This window comes from Candidatus Kapaibacterium sp., assembly GCA_025059875.1.
GTDB lineage: Bacteria > Bacteroidota > Ignavibacteria > Kapaibacteriales > HRBIN21 > HRBIN21.
In genome coordinates, this window is record JANXCT010000001.1 from 208132 (window position 1) to 224557 (window position 16426).

Annotated in this window: 13 protein-coding genes; 4 read left to right on the forward strand and 9 right to left on the reverse strand. The window is 57.4% G+C overall.

All coding sequences use genetic code 11. From position 1 onward, the window contains the following. Positions 1-33: 33 nt before the first annotated feature. Positions 34-747, reverse strand: coding sequence for a response regulator transcription factor (locus tag NZ960_01020; protein MCS7176200.1), 714 nt, complete (start codon positions 745-747; stop codon positions 34-36). A gap of 130 nt (positions 748-877) precedes the next feature. Between NZ960_01020 and NZ960_01025 the strand changes: the two genes are divergently transcribed. Further along, positions 878-1249 (forward strand): YraN family protein, encoded by a 372-nt coding sequence (locus NZ960_01025; GenBank protein MCS7176201.1) that lies wholly within the window; start codon positions 878-880, stop codon positions 1247-1249. Here the strand turns inward: NZ960_01025 and NZ960_01030 are convergent. From NZ960_01030 to NZ960_01050, 5 genes are read right to left on the reverse strand one after another with little or no spacing between them, the layout of a single operon-like run. Beyond that, on the reverse strand, positions 1232-2656 hold the full coding sequence (locus NZ960_01030) for an NADH-quinone oxidoreductase subunit N (protein MCS7176202.1): 1425 nt from the start codon (positions 2654-2656) through the stop codon (positions 1232-1234). The genes NZ960_01025 and NZ960_01030 overlap by 18 nt on opposite strands. Positions 2657-2683: 27 nt before the next feature. Next, a complete protein-coding gene (locus tag NZ960_01035; protein ID MCS7176203.1) occupies positions 2684-3766 on the reverse strand; it encodes a hypothetical protein in 1083 nt (360 codons plus the stop codon). Continuing rightward, positions 3766-5394, reverse strand: a complete 1629-nt coding sequence (locus NZ960_01040; GenBank protein ID MCS7176204.1) for an NADH-quinone oxidoreductase subunit M — start codon at positions 5392-5394, stop codon at positions 3766-3768. The genes NZ960_01035 and NZ960_01040 overlap by 1 nt, the downstream gene beginning before the upstream one ends. Positions 5395-5419: 25 nt before the next feature. Next, on the reverse strand, positions 5420-7372 hold the full coding sequence (gene nuoL / locus NZ960_01045; protein ID MCS7176205.1) for an NADH-quinone oxidoreductase subunit L: 1953 nt from the start codon (positions 7370-7372) through the stop codon (positions 5420-5422). Positions 7373-7388: 16 nt separating this feature from the next. Next, positions 7389-8291 carry a class II glutamine amidotransferase gene (locus tag NZ960_01050; protein ID MCS7176206.1) on the reverse strand — a complete coding sequence of 301 codons (903 nt, stop codon included), beginning with the start codon at positions 8289-8291 and terminating at the stop codon, positions 7389-7391. A gap of 151 nt (positions 8292-8442) precedes the next feature. Here NZ960_01050 and NZ960_01055 point away from each other — a divergent pair, with 151 nt between their 5' ends. The 3 genes from NZ960_01055 to polX are packed head-to-tail and all read left to right on the forward strand — an operon-like array spanning position 8443 to position 11940. Further along, positions 8443-9456 (forward strand): glycosyltransferase family 2 protein, encoded by a 1014-nt coding sequence (locus NZ960_01055; GenBank protein MCS7176207.1) that lies wholly within the window; start codon positions 8443-8445, stop codon positions 9454-9456. After that, on the forward strand, positions 9453-10196 hold the full coding sequence (locus NZ960_01060; protein MCS7176208.1) for a hypothetical protein: 744 nt from the start codon (positions 9453-9455) through the stop codon (positions 10194-10196). The genes NZ960_01055 and NZ960_01060 overlap by 4 nt, the downstream gene beginning before the upstream one ends. A 19-nt stretch (positions 10197-10215) precedes the next feature. Then, the gene (gene polX, locus NZ960_01065) at positions 10216-11940 is read left to right on the forward strand and encodes a DNA polymerase/3'-5' exonuclease PolX (GenBank protein ID MCS7176209.1); all 1725 of its coding nucleotides are present in this window, start codon (positions 10216-10218) and stop codon (positions 11938-11940) included. Here the strand turns inward: polX and NZ960_01070 are convergent. Genes NZ960_01070 through secD form a run of 3 tightly spaced genes read right to left on the reverse strand, consistent with a single transcriptional unit; the run spans position 11937 to position 16322 of the window. Further along, entirely contained in the window at positions 11937-13211 is a 1275-nt protein-coding gene (locus NZ960_01070) for an adenylosuccinate synthase (GenBank protein ID MCS7176210.1), read from the reverse strand. The genes polX and NZ960_01070 overlap by 4 nt on opposite strands. A gap of 27 nt (positions 13212-13238) precedes the next feature. After that, a complete protein-coding gene (gene secF, locus NZ960_01075; GenBank protein MCS7176211.1) occupies positions 13239-14219 on the reverse strand; it encodes a protein translocase subunit SecF in 981 nt (326 codons plus the stop codon). A gap of 9 nt (positions 14220-14228) precedes the next feature. Further along, positions 14229-16322, reverse strand: coding sequence for a protein translocase subunit SecD (gene secD / locus NZ960_01080; protein MCS7176212.1), 2094 nt, complete (start codon positions 16320-16322; stop codon positions 14229-14231). Positions 16323-16426 lie beyond the last annotated feature (104 nt).

Sequence of the window (16426 nt, forward strand, 5' to 3'; positions counted from 1 at the left end):
ACCAGAGCCAAGGAGTAAGTTACGAAGACTTCCTCAAGAAGCGCCCTGGCCTATTTTGGAGAGGTAATCAGCATTGAGGAGGGCGAATCGCACGAGGTCAGCTACACTACGAGCACGGAGTTTGTCCATGAGGTGCGCGCGGTGGGTATCTACCGTTCGTGGACTGATTCCCAGTCGGGAAGCAATTTCCTTGGTAGTTAGTCCCTCTGCGATGAGCTGTAACACTCGGCTCTCTTGCGGTGTGATCTTAACGAGGTCTTGCTCACCGAGGAGGGGACGAGGAATCCCCAGGTCTTGGACGAAAGCCAAGATAGCGGGGCTAAACACCTGTTCTCCGGCACTGACGGAGAGAATGGCCTCCACTAGTTCTTCCGGCTTCATGCTTTTGGTTAGGTAGCCGTGGGCTCCGGCACGGAGCGCCTGCTCAACGTGGAAGGCATCTTCATACGAGGTGAGGATGATGACACGTACCTCGGGGAGTGTAGCGCGGAGGATACGAGTTGCTTGAATCCCGTTGAGGCGTGGCATGACAATATCCAGAAGCACGACATCGGGACGATAGTGGCGTGCCATCCCAACGGCCTCTTCACCGTTGCTGGCCTCTCCGGCAAGTTCGAACATGGGATACTTGCTCAGCACATGGCGGAGCCCGGTGCGCACGATTTCATGATCGTCGGCGATCAGCAGTCGAAGGGTACCTGCAGAGATCTGAACGCCTGAGGCGGTTTTGTTAACGTAGCGCGGCATCCAGTTACTTCCCGCTGCCGTTTCTCGGCTACTTAAACTGAGTTTCCCAGGGATTGGTTCCGTGCGGAAAGACGTAGCCAACTAGGTCGTCAGTGGAAGTCGGTGAACGGTACGTCAACGGGATCAGCAAATGTCGCAAAGAATTGTAGGAAGGAGAGCTGAAGAGATTGCCGCCGAATATCTGCAAGGGCAAGGGTACAAGATTGTGGCCCGCAACGTGTATGTCGGGCGTTGGGGCGAGATAGACCTTATTGCCTACGAGGACGAAGTTTTGGTCTTCGTTGAAGTGAAAGCACGTAGCTCCCTTCGGTTTGGCCTGCCAGAGGAAGCTCTCACCCAGCGTAAGCGGCGCCAGTTGGTGCAGGCAGCGCGTGCTTACCGTCAGCAACATGCTCTCGCTGAGGTACCATGTCGCTTCGATGTGATAGCAGTTGAGCTTTGGCATGCTCCTCCACAACTTCGCCACTACAAAGACGCCTTTGGCTCAGAGGAAGTGCTGTAGGAGCTGGAGGAGTGGTCCGGGAAGGATGCCGAGGACGAGAACGGCAGCAGTGCTTAGCCATAGAGTGACTGCTGCTGTTCCGCTGGTAGTGGGAGCCAGGGCTTCGCGTGGTTCCCGGAAATACATGGCCACCAGCACTCCGAGGTAGAAGTACGCCGAAATCATTGTCCCAACTGCTGCGACAACGGCGAGCCATGTGTAGCCTGCCTCGAGTGCGGCGATGAAGAGGTAGTATTTGCCGACGAAGCCTGCAAATGGTGGGATCCCCGTGAGGGACAGCAGGAAGACCGCCATCAAGGCTGCCAGCACGGGATGCTGACGGCTGAGTCCAGTATAGTCGCCCAGCTCTAAGCGGTGTTCGTTGTCATGCTCCACAACTGCAACCACGACAAATGCTCCCAGCTGCATGAAGAGGTATGCTGCTGCGTAGAACAGCATCCCAATCCACCCACGTTCGGACTGGGCAACGACGCCCATGAGGAGGTAGCCAGCATGGGCAATGGAGGAGTAGGCTAACATCCGCTTGATGTTGCTCTGGACCGCAGCAACGATGTTCCCGAGCAGAATCGTTGCCGCAGAGAGGACAGCAACGGCAGCTTGGATCCGATCCCCGATCGCAGGCTGTAGGGCTTGTAAGAGGGGCACCAAGGCCACAACGACAGCAGCCTTCCCGACAGTGCTCATGAATGCCGTGACAACCGTTGGAGCCCCTTGGTAGACATCCGGGACCCATTGGTGGAATGGGACGATTGCCAGCTTGAACCCGACCCCGACTAACAGCAATCCGAGTCCAATGAGGAGCAGGGTGGGTAGACTAGCCCCCTGCTGAAGCTGTGTTGCGATCCCTTGGTACGAAAGGGAACCACTGCTGCCGTAGACCATTGCGATACCGTAGAGTAGGAAGCCCGTTGCAAAAGCCCCTAAGAGGAAGTACTTCAAGGCTGCCTCTACGGAGCGGAGTTGTGTGCGGAAGTAGCCGGCCAAAACGTAGAATGAGACAGACATCAGCTCCAAACCGAGGAAGAAGCTCACCAGATGTGCGGAGTGCGCTAAGATGATGGCCCCGGCTACGGCGAAGAGGAGGAGAGTGTAGAACTCGTCGTACTCGCGTTCTCTGCATCGGAGGTAGGGGCGGGCAGCTAACAGGGTCAAGAGTCCAGCGCCGGCCAGTAGAGTGTCGAACAGCGCAGCAGTGCCGCCAGCAACGAGCATGTCGGCGAAGACCGTGCCGCTGGCGGGGAGCGTCGCGATTCCGGCAGCTACCGTTGCTATAAGCCCCACCGTGCTGACCCAGAAGCTTATTGAAGTGCTATGGCGGATTGCTGCGTCAAGTAGCATCACTACGACTGCGAGCAATCCTGCAAGAGCTACTGGTGCAACTGCGAAGAGCTGCTGTACGAACTCCATGACCGCTTACAGGTCGTGCAACGTGTTTCAGAAGAAGGCAATCGTTCCAGGGTTGACACCCACAGAGAATCGCTGAGTGTCGGCCATTACGGGATTGATACAGAGGACCTCGCCTGCCACGGTATAGGTACGGGCGTTCCCAATCCAGAGGCGTCCTGCTGCGTCCACGGCGAGGGTATACCAGGCATTGTAGCGCGGCTGAGGATTTGAAATAAGCCGGAATGGCTCTCGGGAAGTGTCGGTCATAGAGACTCCCCAGACACCGTCGACAGTCAGGAACAGAAGCGTGTCTTGCAATGGTGTCCAAGCAACATCGTAGCCGCTAATGGGTGCTCGCCATTCTCGAAGGCGGCGGAGAGAGGGTAATTCGTACTCCACGATGCCTCCGAGAGAGTCCTGCGACCACTTACTCGGTAGATGGAGGTAGAGGGCGTAGAGCCTTCGGTAGCGTGGGTTGACGGTGACAGAGACCGTGTTCGGACCAACGGGCAGCGTAGCGATCATGGAGCCTCGGCTCAAGGAGAGGACCGAAACTGTCCCTGCTAAAGGCTCGTTAGCTCGATAGTCACCGTAGCCAGAGTTAGCCACGAACACGAGGTCACCGTATGCTGCTATGCCCTCTGGGGCAGGACCAACAGTGTATGCTACCGGTAGCTCCCGGAGATGGCGGAGATGGATTGCGGTTACCCTGTCCCGATACAGGTCTGTAACCAGTCCGAGGGTGTCGTTGACGATGCAGAGGAAGCGCGGATATTCGTTGAGTTGGAGGCGAATCCGGCCAAGCCATTCGGCCGTGCTGGCCCGGAAGCACTCAATGCTGCGAGCTCCAGAGACCACGACGTAGAGGGTGTCACCGAGGAGTTGCATGTGGTTGGCTACATCTCCCAGGATCTGTCCAGTACCGGCGAGTACGTCGAGGATCACTCGGCCGCTGGGAAGCTCAATCCGTGCCAGCGTTGCGTTGTTGTGTCCCCATAGCCCCTCGCAGAGTACGTAGACGCCGTGCTGCTCCGTAGGACGCGGAGGGGTGGTTGGAGCCGGGGTTTCAGAGCAACCCCACAGTACTACTGCAGAGGTGACGCCTAGGGTCAGTACATATCGCTGCAGCATTAGGGGTTCGGTGGCTGCTGGCGGCGTAGCTGCTCCTCAAGCTGACGCTGGTGCTCTGGCGGTAGGACAGGTGGTACTGGAGGCTGTTGTTGGACCGGTGCTGGAGGGGCGATGGTAGAGACGCCGAAGCGTAGCTGCTCCAGCTTCGCTACCAGGCTTCGGATTGGGAGTTCGCTGGCCTGGAGGAAGGAGCGCGGATAGAGACCAATCCAGAAGAAGAGCACCACAATCGGGATGAGTTGCAGACGCTCAAGCCAGTTGAGGTCTCGGAGGTGGTAGTTTTCTGGCGTCCCACTTTCGCCGAACATTAGCCCATGGTAGAACTTCAGCAAGTATGCAGCCGCAAAGACCACACCAAGGGCTCCTAGGACAACCAGGAACGTGTTGTTCAAGAAGCGCGATTGAGCCGCCCCGAGAAGGCTCAAGAACTCCCCAACGAAGCCGTTGAGGCCGGGAAGCCCTACAGAGGAAAGAACTGCAAGTGCCAAAAGGACAGCAAAGAGCGGCATGATGCGAGCCAACCCTCCGTACTGGGCTAGCTCCCGTGTGTGTCGCCGCTCGTACAACAGCCCCACACAGAGGAAGAGCATGCCTGTGGAGAGGCCGTGGTTCACCATCTGCAGGATCGCTCCCTGAAGCCCTTCGACTGTCATCGAGAAAATCCCGAGCACGATGAATCCCAGGTGGCTGACTGAAGAGTAGGCAATGAGCTTCTTCATGTCGTTCTGCGCGAAAGCCACCAATGCCCCATAGAGGATGCCAACTACCCCTAACCATGCCAGTAGCGGAGCGTACTCAAAGGTGGCCTGGGGGAACAGTTCCAAGTTGAAGCGTATGAGGCCATAGGTCCCCATCTTCAGGAGGACTCCGGCGAGGATCACCGATCCCGCTGTAGGGGCTTCCACGTGGGCATCGGGAAGCCACGTGTGGAGTGGGAAGAGTGGCACCTTGATGCAGAAAGACAACGCGAACGCCCAGAAGAGCCATCGTTGGAGTTCTAGCGGGATGTTCAGCGCTATCTGGCGTATCCGCTCATAATCCGTCGTAAACCCCCCAGCGTGCTGCCCTGCATAGACCCAGAGACCAACGATTGCCACAAGCATCAGCAAGGAACCGACGAGGGTGTAGAGGAAGAACTTCAGCGCGGCGTAGACCCGATTCCCCCCACCCCAGATGCCGATGATGAAGTACATCGGGATAAGCACCAACTCCCAGAAGACATAGAACAGGAAGAGGTCCAGGGCTACGAACACCCCGATCATGGCTGCCTCTAGGAGGAGCATCATGGCATAGTACTCCTTCTGCCGGTGGCGAATGGGCTCCAGAGAAGCTAAGATGGCAATTGGCATCAGGAAGGCTGTCAGGAGTACCAGGAGCAGCGAGATGCCGTCTAGGCCGACGTGGAAGCCAATATCTAGGTGCTCAATCCAGCGTATGCTGATGCTGTACTGGAAGCCGGGCTGATCGGGGTCAAATCCTATCCATACCCAGATCGCCAGCCCGAGGGTCAGCAAGCTGGTGCCGAGTGCCACAGCATGGATCCAACGACTACGCTCTCTCGGTAGGAACAGGGTAGCCAAGAATCCTCCAAGTGGGACGGCAATCAAGCTCGGCAGTAGCCACTGCATGGACTTACGCCAAACGTATCAGACCTCAGAAGAACACCAGCCAAGAGAGCAACGCCAAGATGCCCACCAACATCAGCATCGCGTACGACTGTGCAATCCCTGTCTGCAATCGCCGCAGGATTTCGCCAGCACGCCCAATAGCGGCAGCAATCCCATTGATGGCTCCATCAATGACGGCTACATCCATGAACCTCCAGAGGAAACGTTCTGAAAGCTGCTGAACAGGCTCTGTGACTGCCTTTTGGTATGCCTCGTCTACGTAGTACTTGTTCCGCAGCAGTTGGAATGCAGGGCCTAGTAGGCGTTCCAGCCAACGATCAGCTGCCACATCTTCCGTGGTAAAGCGGCGCCAAGCAATCCAGATCCCTGCTAGACTTACAGCGGTTGCCACCAGCATGAGAAGGTACTCCTCCCAGTGGATCGCCAGGATCGGCACTTTGCCTATGAGGGCCGCTGCGGGAGCTAGGAGTGGTTCTAGCCAGGTTTCTAGAAGATTCGGGTTGATGCCAATCGGGAGGAGTGCATACGGAATCCCAATGAAGCCACCAATCGCGGAGAGGACAGCCAGGATGACCAGCGGAATGCGCATTGCGGCAGGCGCTTCGTGGGGATGGAGATGCCGGTCGAAGCGCTCTTGACCTCGGAAGACAAGTGCAATAAGCCGGAAGGTGTAGAATGCCGTGCAGAAAGCGGCTGCCACCAGTATGACCCAGCCAATTGCCCCCAGCCGTTCGAAGGTATGCCAGAGTATTGCGTCCTTGGAGAAGAAACCACTCAATGGCGGGATTCCGGCGATGGCTAGGCCGGCGATCAAGAAGGTTCGATATGTCGTAGGCATATGCCGCGCTAATCCTCCCATGCGGTGGATGTTCTGCTGTTCATGCAACGCGTGGATGACGGCACCAGCCCCCAAGAACAGGAGTGCTTTGAAGAAGGCATGGGTGACGACGTGGAAGACGGCGGCTGCGAACGCACCAACGCCAGCTGCCGTGAACATGAAGCCGAGTTGGCTTACCGTAGAGTATGCCAGCACCTTCTTGATGTCAGTCTGGACCAGGCCGATCGTTGCTGCGGTGAAGGCCGTCAATACTCCAATGAACGCAACGACGGTCATCGTAGCTGGGGCGAGAGCAAACAGTGGGGCCAGCCGTACGACCAGGAAGACCCCGGCTGTCACCATCGTTGCTGCGTGGATGAGCGCTGAAACCGGGGTGGGACCCGCCATCGCATCTGGGAGCCATGTGGCCAGCGGAATCTGGGCTGATTTGCCAGTACAGGCAAGGAAGAGGAGCAGAGTGATAGCAGTGACGACTTCGGTCCCAACGGGCAGTGTTGCGGCAGCTTGGGCATTGATTGCGTCATACTCCAGGGTCCCGAACTGCTTGACTAGGAGGAACATTGCCAGCAGCATGCCGACGTCCCCGATGCGGTTCATGATGAAAGCCTTGCGCCCCGCATCGGTCGTCCAGATAATCCCCACCCCCTCGAACCGACGGTCGTACCAGAAGCCGATGAGCAAGTAGGAGCAGAGCCCAACCCCTTCCCACCCAACGAAGGTGAGTAGGAGGTTGTCAGAGAGCACTAGCACAAGCATCATGAAGATGAAGAGGTTCAGGTAGGCGAAGAAGCGTCGGAAGCCAGGGTCGTTGTGCATGTAGCCGATGGAGTAGACATGGATCAGGAAGCCGACACCAGTGACTACCAGGGCGAAAACAATGCTGAGGGGATCGGCCTGAAAAGCGATGTCAACACGCAAGTTGCCAGTCACGATCCAGCTGTAGAGCGTGGCAGTGACAGAGCGCTCTGTAGCAGGCTGCTGGAGCAACCAGCCGAGGATACCTAGGCTGGAGAGGAATGCTAAGCCAACACTTCCGCTACCGACAGTTCCAATGAGAGCTTCAGAACGCCAACGCAACAGTCCAAGCAGGAGGAACCCTACTAGAGGGGCCAGCGGGATTGCCGCGAGAAGTAGGTCCATGGCTGAGTTGCCTCCCCTACACCGCTTCGACTTCTTCGGTCACGAAACGCTCAAATGGGAGCTCGATTGGATAGAACTGGATGCTGAGGGTCTCGTCAATCACCATCATCGTGTTGCGCTCCACTTTGATCCAGTCTGAGTGGTTCCCTGTGAAAGGCTCTGAGGCGATGACAACAGCGGATGGGTGCCCGTAGGTCGGTTCCATGCCGCACCAGTTACCGTTGCAGTAGTAACGCTTGCCGTACATGTAGTAGAGCGTTGCTGGCTGGGCGTTCGGGTTTGTGGTATAACGCATCGCAACGATACTCGTACCGTTCGTTGCGCAGAGGTTTAAGTACGAGTGCTCTCGAACGTTCGCCTGGATCAGTAGGTTGCTGAGTTCATACAGCATAGCCCACATCGCCTCTACGAGCTCCTCGCAGCTCACCTCTCCGAAAGGGTCATGGATGTAGTTGAGGAGTAGACCGAAGAGGTGTTCGGAGTCTGTAGAGCCCATGATGGCATCGTAGGCGGTGTCGTTGAGCTGTCGGAGTAGCTTCCGGCGAATGGCTCGGAAGCCGCCGACGACGCCATTGTGCATGAACATCAGCCGACCGCACCAGAAGGGATGCGAATTCACTTCCTCTACCATGAACCCTGGAGAGGCCGCACGGACGTGGGCGAAGATCAGCGGAGAGTAGATCTTGCGGGCGAGATTGCGCAAATTCAGATCACTCCATGCTGGCTTAATGCTCCGGAAAACGCATGGCTCATTGTCAAGTTCTGGTACGTACCAGCCGACTCCGAATCCGTCGCCGTTGACGGTGACGGACATTTCCTGGGCTTGGATGGTCTGGGCGCGGATGAGGGAATGCTGCGGCTTGTAGAGCAAGTCTTCTGCTAAAACGGGCGGGCCGATGTAAGCTACAAAGCGGCACATCAATGAATGCAGTAGCAGGCCTGCTTCAGCCACCACGGGAGGCAAAATTACGAGATAGGCAAGCCAGCGTTCTCGGGCCAAGCCTATGGCAGGCAAATCGCCTATTTTTGTGCTCGCGCTCCTCCTAGGGCCGTAGCCCAGCGGAGAGCCCATGTCAGCTGACGCTCCGTCAAGAATGCTCAACGTTCGGGACGCCCAGCACCAAGATAGGGACGCGGTCGCTGCGGAGGCTGACGAGTGCATCCTCTCCATCATCGTCCCGTTCTTCAACGAAGTCGAATCCCTTCCTGAGCTCATTCCCCGGCTGGAGGCAGTTGCTGAGCAGGTTGCTGGCTCGGCGTATGAGATATGGCTAGTGGACGACGGCTCAACGGATGGCTCCTTTGAGGTCATCCGTCGTTTCCACGAGCGCAACCCCAGAGTCCGTGGTATCCGCTTTCGCCGCAACTATGGAAAGTCGGCTGCTCTTGCCGTCGGTTTTGCCGAAGCGCGTGGGCAGTACATTGTGACGATAGATGCCGATTTGCAGGACGAGCCCGAAGAGATTCCCAACCTGCTGGCGAAGCTCCGAGAGGGCTACGACTTGGTGTCGGGCTGGAAGAAGCACCGGAAGGACCCGTTGAGTAAGACTCTCCCTTCGCGGCTATTCAATGCGGTTGTGTCGCTCACTAGTGGCATTCGGCTCCACGACTTCAACTGCGGCTTAAAGGCCTATCGGCGAGAGGTTGCTAAAGCGCTGCAGATCTACGGCGAGATGCACCGGTATATCCCTGCCTTAGCTCACTGGGAAGGATTCCGCGTGACCGAGCTGCCCGTTCGCCACCATCCCCGTAAGTACGGACACTCCAAGTTCGGCGCAAGCCGGTTCGTCAAGGGGTTCCTGGACCTGCTGACAGTGTTGCTGACGACTCGGTACCTGAAGCGCCCCCTCCACTTGTTTGGGACCCTTGGTGTGCTGTTCGCTGTTGTCGGATTCGTCATTGATGCCATCCTTGTTGTGGAATGGGCGCTTGGGCGGACGGCGCTCAGCAATCGGCCGTTGGTCTTCTTTGGGCTTGGGCTTATCATTGTCGGTGTTCAGCTCATTTCTCTTGGACTCCTGGGGGAGTTGATCGTTAAAGGCTCGCTCTGGCAGAGTAGCTACAACGTAGTGGAGCGTCTATGAGGGAACTGCCGTTCGTGGTTTGGGTAGCCTCTTTCGTGCTTGCGGTAGCGGTAAAGGCACAGTCGGTTGTGGAAGTGACTGCCGGATTGGCGACGACGTGGCTAGTGGGGAATAACCCTGCACGGACAGCCATCATCGTTCGTGACACTGCGCAGTCGAGCTTGGGCTCTGGTTTCAGTGGGGTTCAGCCTGGTATCAGCCTCACTCTCCTTCATCCCTTCGCGGCTGACTGGCGCATTGGGGTGGGGGTGGAACAGACCTATTTTGAAGGCTTGCAGCGGTTTCGGCTACGGGTCATAGATGTCTACCTGCGCTACGCGCAGACGGTTACTTCTGTTGCGGGGTTCTTGGAGTGGATGCCCGTCCGGTTTCCGTTGGCGCGGGGGTATGGGTTCATCTCAGTAGAACCACGATGGACCATCGTCTCGCGAGGACGCTACACGTATGAACAGGTGGATACTCGCCAAGGTAGGGTCGTAGACCGCCTGGACACGCTCATCCACAAGCCACCAGAGCCCGTCTACCGCTTTGGGCTCTTTGGGCGGATTGGGATAGGGGGAGAGCTGGAAGGAGCGTGGCACTTTCGGGCGAATGTTGGGATTGGTGTGCTCAATCTCTTAGGACGCCGTCCTGAACGTGGCGAGCTGCTGACCCCGGTGAACTTCGGGGAACGAACGGAGAGCTACGCTGTGGCGATTGTCTCTGCTCTGCTGCTCCAGTACCATCTCCGAGTACCTTGAAGGCTCTCCTCTTGGCCAGATGGAGGAGCAGAAGCGATTGCTGGAGATCCTGGAGGAGTTAGCGCTGCTGTTAGAGCTCAGCGGGGAGAACCCGTACAAGGCTCAGGCATACGCTCGAGCTGCGCGTACGTTAGCAGAACATGAGGTCGATCTGCACCGCGCTGTAGAAGAGGGGACGCTCCGTCAGTTGCCGGGAATTGGGCCAAGTTTGGAGGAAGCCATAACCGAATACGTGCGCACAGGAACAATTGCGCTCTACGAGCGCCTTCGGCGCCAAGTTCCACAAGGACTCTTGGAGCTCACCCAGCTCCCCCTGGTTGGGGCTAAACGGGCTCGGCAGCTGTACGAGCAGCTCGGGATTTCAAGTGTAGAGCAATTAGAACAAGTCTGCCGTGAGCATCGTGTTGCTACTCTCAAAGGCTTTGGGCCCAAGATGGAGCAGGCATTCCTGGAGGCCATTGAGCAATGGAAGCAGTTCCGGAAGAAGCTGCGTTTGCACGAAGCACTCCAAGAGGCGCGACACTGGCGTAAGCGCATCCAGACGCTGTCAGACGTTACGCAGGTACATGTGACTGGAACCCTACGCCGGTATGCAGAGGTCGTAGAAGAGATTGTTCTTCTGGTGGTCTCTCCCCACCCAAAGCGATCCATTCAGCAGCTCCAAAAGCTACTGCCAGAGTTGCAGCCGGAGGCAGAAGATCGTTTCGTCACTCGTGGGAAGGCGGACGTGCTGGTCCGAGTCGAGATAGTGCCCTTGGAACACGCAGGTTGGCGCCTCTTTCGAACGACTGGTACGGCCGAGTTCGTGGCTGCTTTGGAAGCTGAACTCAGTGCACTGGGGTATGAGCCGCAAGAACGAGCACTGTTCAGGTATGGAGTTCCCGTTAGCCTGCAAACAGAGGAGGAGCTCTTCGCGCTCCTCAATCTCCCGGTGATCCCCCCAGAGCTGCGGGAGTCTGGAGGGCTTGTTGAGTTTGTGCGGCACCATGGGCTCCCCAGGATTGTGACGAAAGCAGACTTCTGCGGGATGCTCCATGTTCATTCTACCTGGAGTGATGGCAAGGCTTCCATCCGCCAGATGGCTCTGGCCGCCAAAGAGCTGGGGTATCGCTACATCGCCATCTGTGATCACAGTTCCTCTGCTCGATATGCTGGTGGACTGACTCCTGAGCGTCTAGCAGAGCAACATCGCGAGATAGACCGCCTCAACGCTACAGGTTTAGGGATCCGCATCTTGAAAGGCGCTGAAGTAGACATCCTGCCCGACGGTACCCTGGACTATCCTGAGGAGGTGCTGGAGAAGCTGGACGTTGTCGTAGCCTCAGTCCATTCTCACTTCCGCCAATCCCGCCAGGAGATGACAGCCCGGATTCTGCGGGCGTTGGAACATCCGGCAGTTCACATCCTCGGACATGCTACAGGACGCCTTCTCCTATCTCGGCCCCCGTACGAGGTGGACTTGGAGCCTATCCTTGAGGCAGCCGTACGGTTGGGCAAGATCGTGGAGCTCAACGCTCAGCCATACCGGCTAGATGTCTCCTGGGAGCACCTTGCGCGGTGGCGTACACGGGGGCTCCGCATTGCAGTCAATCCCGATGCTCATTCGGTTGCTGAGTTAGCTTACACTGAGCTCGGAATCATCTTTGCGCGCAAAGCACTATTTCCCCCGGAACAAGTGGTCAACACGCTCCCGCTGCAGGACTTCTTGCAGCTTTGCCAACGAATACAGGGCAGGAACACCTAAGGGCACACAATGGTCTCTTCGCGCTCCGGACCAAGGGAGAGCATCCGGATAGGGATGCCGAGGAACTCCTCGATGAAGCTAACGTAGCGTTCGGCTGCTGTAGGCAAGTTCTTTCGGGATGCGATCCCATTGAGTGGCTGTCGCCAGCCGGGGAGCAGGGCATATTCAGGTTCAACCTTCTCCAGGGTCGCACAATCAGGTGGGAAGAAGCGGAGGCGCTTTGTCCCGAGGCGATAGCCGACACAGACAGGGATTTCCGAGAAGTAGCTAAGGACGTCCAGCTTTGTGAGTGCTAGCTCTGTGATGCCGTTGACCATAGTGGAGTAACGGAGTGCAACCAGGTCTAGCCAGCCGCACCGTCGCGGGCGTCCAGTAGTAGCTCCAAACTCTGCTCCTAGTTCTCGCAGCCGATCCCCGAGCGGACCTGTTAGCTCTGTGGGGAAGGGGCCATGGCCAACCCGTGTAGTGTAAGCTTTTGCAACCCCAATGATGCGGGTGACTGCTGTCGGAGGAATGCCTAGACCCGTACAAGCGCCACCACTCGTGGGATTGGAGCTAGTCACGTAAGGATAAGTACCATGGTCAACGTCAAGGAGCGCCCCCTGGGCTCCCTCGGCGATGATATGCTTGCCCTGTCGTAAAGCCTCTGCCAAGAGGGCAGCCGTGTCCGTGATGTATGGGTCGATGAAGGTGTCGAATTCCAGGTACTCGCGCACGATGGCATCGATCTCCAGCTCTTTGGCATTGTAGAGGGTGCGAAGCAACGCGTTATATTCCTCCAGGTTGGTGCGGAGCTTGGCTTCGAGCGTCTCTCGGTGGAGGAGATCAACAATGCGGATGCCTCTGCGGCGGAACTTGTCGATGTAAGCCGGTCCGATACCACGTCCTGTGGTGCCAATGGGCTGTGAGCTCTGCTGCTCCTGAGTTTGGTCCAGCAGCTTGTGGTACGGCATGATGAGATGGGCGCGGTTGCTGATGAAGAGCCGTCCAACGGTCGGAATGCCTAGCTGTTCCACTGTTGCAAGCTCTTCCCGCAGGGCAATCGGGTCGACTACGACTCCATTGCCGATGACGCACTGGACGTGAGGGTGAAGGATTCCCGAAGGAAGGAGATGGAAAATGAGCCGCTGTCCTTGGTAAGTGACTGTGTGGCCGGCGTTGGCTCCCCCCTGATAGCGAGCGACGATGTCAGCCTCCTGCGCTAGGAAGTCCACAATCTTGCCTTTTCCCTCGTCACCCCACTGTGCACCGACGACGACTGTGACGGGCACCTTGCGTCCTACGGCTGATTAGGATACCTATGCTTGGGCAGTGGCTGCTTGCTGCTCGGCTTCCTTGAGGCGGCGATACTCTGTCTCCAAGTCCACCTTACGGACAGTCTGCATGAACCATACAACGAAGGCGCTTGCGATGAAGATGGAGGAATAGGTCCCGGTGATGATGCCGACGAGCATCGTGAAGGCGAAGCCTTGTAGGACTTCGCCGCCAAGGAAGAGCAACGAAAGGAGGACTAGCACAGTGGTCAGCACAGTATTGATCGTTCGGCTCAGTGTCTCGTTGATGCTCAGGTTCATGAGCTTGATGAGGTTCATTCCCTTGTAGCGCTCTCGGTTCTCGCGGATCCGGTCGAAGATGATCACCGTGTCGTTGATGGAGAAGCCAACCACGGTCAAGAGCGCAGCCAGAACGGACTGATTGACCTCAATCCGCAGGAGGCCAAGGTGGTGGACGATGGCAATAGCCGAGATAGCAATGATGACGTCATGGACAAGGGCAACGGTTGCACCTAAGCCGTAAACGAACTCGAAGCGGAAGGCAATGTAGAGCAAGATTGCGATGATTGCGATGATGACAGCCAAGAGTGCGTTGAGGCGCATTTCCGCGCCGATTTTCGGGCCTACCTTGTCAGATTTCAGGAGCGTGACGGTATGTCCCTCGAAGCGTGTCCTAAGGGCTTCCAGGATGGCGGTTGTAGGCTCTTTGCCGTGCTGATCTGCTGCCGACTCCTTGACCCGAATGAGGAATTGGTCAGGCTTGCCGTACGACTTGATCTCTGCCCCGCGGAAGCCAGCGCTGCCAATTGCAGCTCGGATCTCCCCGACGTCAGGGGCTGGCCGAATCTCGATAGCGACCTCCGTGCCTCCTTCAAAGTCAATCCCGTACTCTAGGCCCCAGATGGCTGTCACGGTAAGTCCGATGATACTGAAGCCCAGCGATAGCAGGAAGAAGATTCGTCGCTTGCCCAGAAAGTCTATGTTGGTTTTGCCGAAGAATTCCATGCGTGTTCGTTACGATGTCGCAACCAACCACTTGCGAGGTAGGCCGTAGCTGAGGTGGATGTTGTACGCTAGCAAGATTTCAGCAATGGCACGTGCAATGACCAGATTCGCAAACAGGGTCATGGCAATCCCGATCATGAGCGTGATAGCGAACCCTTGAATGGGGCCTGAGCCGAAGAAGTAGAGGATGAGCCCGGTGATGAAGGTCGTGATATTAGAGTCCAGAATCGCCGAGAGGGCTTTCTTGTGGCCTTCATCCACAGCGGAGCGAGGTGAGCGGCCGCGGCGGAGCTCTTCGCGGATTCGCTCGAAGACGAGGATGTTGGCATCTACGGCCATGCCCATCGTGAGGATGATACCGGCAATCCCTGGTAGGGTCAGCGTTCCCTTGAAGGCAGAGAGTAGAGCAAGGATGAGCGTGATGTTGACAAGCAGAGCAAAGACTGCCACGGCGCCTCCGGCCGTGTAGTAGCCGACCATGAAGAGGATGACGAGCACGAAGGCAATAAGACTGGCTATGAGCCCACGTCGGATAGAATCTTCGCCCAGTGAGGGGCCTACGACACGTTCCTCGATGATCTTCACCGGAGCTTTCAGGGCACCAGCCTTGAGCACGATCTCTAGCAGGTGCGCTTCCTGGATACTACTCATACCGGTGATCTGCGACCGGCCACCTGTGATTTTAGTCTGCACAACTGGGGCAGAGTAAACACGGTCATCTAGGACGATGGCAATCTTCTTCCCAACGTTTGCTCCTGTAATCCGGGCCCACCGTTCTGCCCCTTCGGTGTTCATGTCCATGAGGACGATGGGAGCGTTCGTAGTAGGATCGAAGGTGGCTCGGGCATCAGTGACCACGTCGCCCGTCAACTCGGGCTCTCGCTTGAGCACGTAGAAGGAGTAGATCTCGTAGCCCTGGCGCTGGAGTTGTTCGTCGGGCTTAGCGCTGATGGCTACTTCGTGCTCTGCTGGGATGAGCCGTTGGATATCCGGCCGGCTCAGCAGTGCCTCGAACTCGCTGAGGTGCTCCTTGGGAATCTGGAAGAAGTACTCGCCCTCTGGGAAGTCAGCTCGCCGGTAGTCGATCGGAAGGAAGCGGTCGTTCTGGATGTAGTACGTGATGAACAGCGAAGTGAAGGGAAAGTCTTCGCGGATGCGACGCTGGCGCTCTTCTTCAGGGAGTCCAGCATATGGGTCCCCGGTGTCTTGTGGCTGGGCTTGCTGTGCTAGTGTATCTGCGGAGGCACGGAGTGTATCGCTGGGAGTAGTTGTGTCGCTGGGGGTAGCAGAGAGAGCTGTTGCAGTATCAGTAGGCGATTGTGCAGCGGCTGATGCAGCCGTGTCAGGCGCGGCAGCTCGATTTCGCTTCAGGTACTGGTCGATCGCGTAGAATGCCCGGACAGCCTCCTCGTTGTTCCGGACCAACTTGAACTCCAGGCGGGCAGTCGTCTGGAGTAGTTGGCGCATCTCCGCTTCGTTCGTGACTCCAGGCAACTCTAGGACGATGCGCCGTCCCCCTTGCTTCTGGATATTGGCCTCGGCAACGCCGTACTTGTCCACGCGCTGCCGGATGACTTCTAGAGCTTGATCGATTGCGCCGTCGATGTTGCGCTGGAGCCGCTCGATGACCTTCTCTTCGCTGACTTCCCGAAGGTCTCCGACGTCGTAGTACGAGATCAACGAGCGCCCTTGCGGGCGAGCAAGCCGATCGAAGTTTCGCAGGAAGATCGTCAGTACGGACTCATCGCTCCTTTCTGCTTCACGCCGCGTGGCCTCGATTACCTGACGGAAGACGTCATCAATCGCTTCTCGCTCGGCTGCCTCCTCCAAGAGCTTGACGACATCCACCTCTAGGGTAACGTACATGCCGCCCCGGAGGTCCAGACCAAGTTTAAGAGCGTTCTGCTTGGCACTCTGGAGAGCTGCCGCGTACGTCTGGTTGAACTCCGCAAGCCGCACGGAGTCCCCGCTTGCTTCTATGGCTGCTTTTCGGCGCTCGAGATCCCATGCCCGGTATGTAGGAACCAAGATGTAGATCCCCAGCGCTAGCGGGAGCACAACGAGCGCCCATTTCCCCCATAGCTCTCGGAGTCGCTTCGGCACTCCTCGACCCTCCCCGGTGTTGGACTGCGGCGGACGCAAAAATACGGCTTTTGCTGTGGGGGAGGTATCGCAGTCCGGGACGAGGACAAGACGGGGCGTATTTT

Bases quoted from the DNA above. Each gene is read 5' to 3' on its own strand.
- NZ960_01020 (MCS7176200.1), bottom strand. From the start codon at position 747: ATGCCGCGCTACGTTAACAAAACCGCCTCAGGCGTTCAGATCTCTGCA.
- NZ960_01025 (MCS7176201.1), top strand. From the start codon at position 878: ATGTCGCAAAGAATTGTAGGAAGGAGAGCTGAAGAGATTGCCGCCGAA.
- NZ960_01030 (MCS7176202.1), bottom strand. From the start codon at position 2,656: ATGGAGTTCGTACAGCAGCTCTTCGCAGTTGCACCAGTAGCTCTTGCA.
- NZ960_01035 (MCS7176203.1), bottom strand. From the start codon at position 3,766: ATGCTGCAGCGATATGTACTGACCCTAGGCGTCACCTCTGCAGTAGTA.
- NZ960_01040 (MCS7176204.1), bottom strand. From the start codon at position 5,394: ATGCAGTGGCTACTGCCGAGCTTGATTGCCGTCCCACTTGGAGGATTC.
- nuoL (MCS7176205.1), bottom strand. From the start codon at position 7,372: ATGGACCTACTTCTCGCGGCAATCCCGCTGGCCCCTCTAGTAGGGTTC.
- NZ960_01050 (MCS7176206.1), bottom strand. From the start codon at position 8,291: ATGTGCCGCTTTGTAGCTTACATCGGCCCGCCCGTTTTAGCAGAAGAC.
- NZ960_01055 (MCS7176207.1), top strand. From the start codon at position 8,443: ATGTCAGCTGACGCTCCGTCAAGAATGCTCAACGTTCGGGACGCCCAG.
- NZ960_01060 (MCS7176208.1), top strand. From the start codon at position 9,453: ATGAGGGAACTGCCGTTCGTGGTTTGGGTAGCCTCTTTCGTGCTTGCG.
- polX (MCS7176209.1), top strand. From the start codon at position 10,216: ATGGAGGAGCAGAAGCGATTGCTGGAGATCCTGGAGGAGTTAGCGCTG.
- secF (MCS7176211.1), bottom strand. From the start codon at position 14,219: ATGGAATTCTTCGGCAAAACCAACATAGACTTTCTGGGCAAGCGACGA.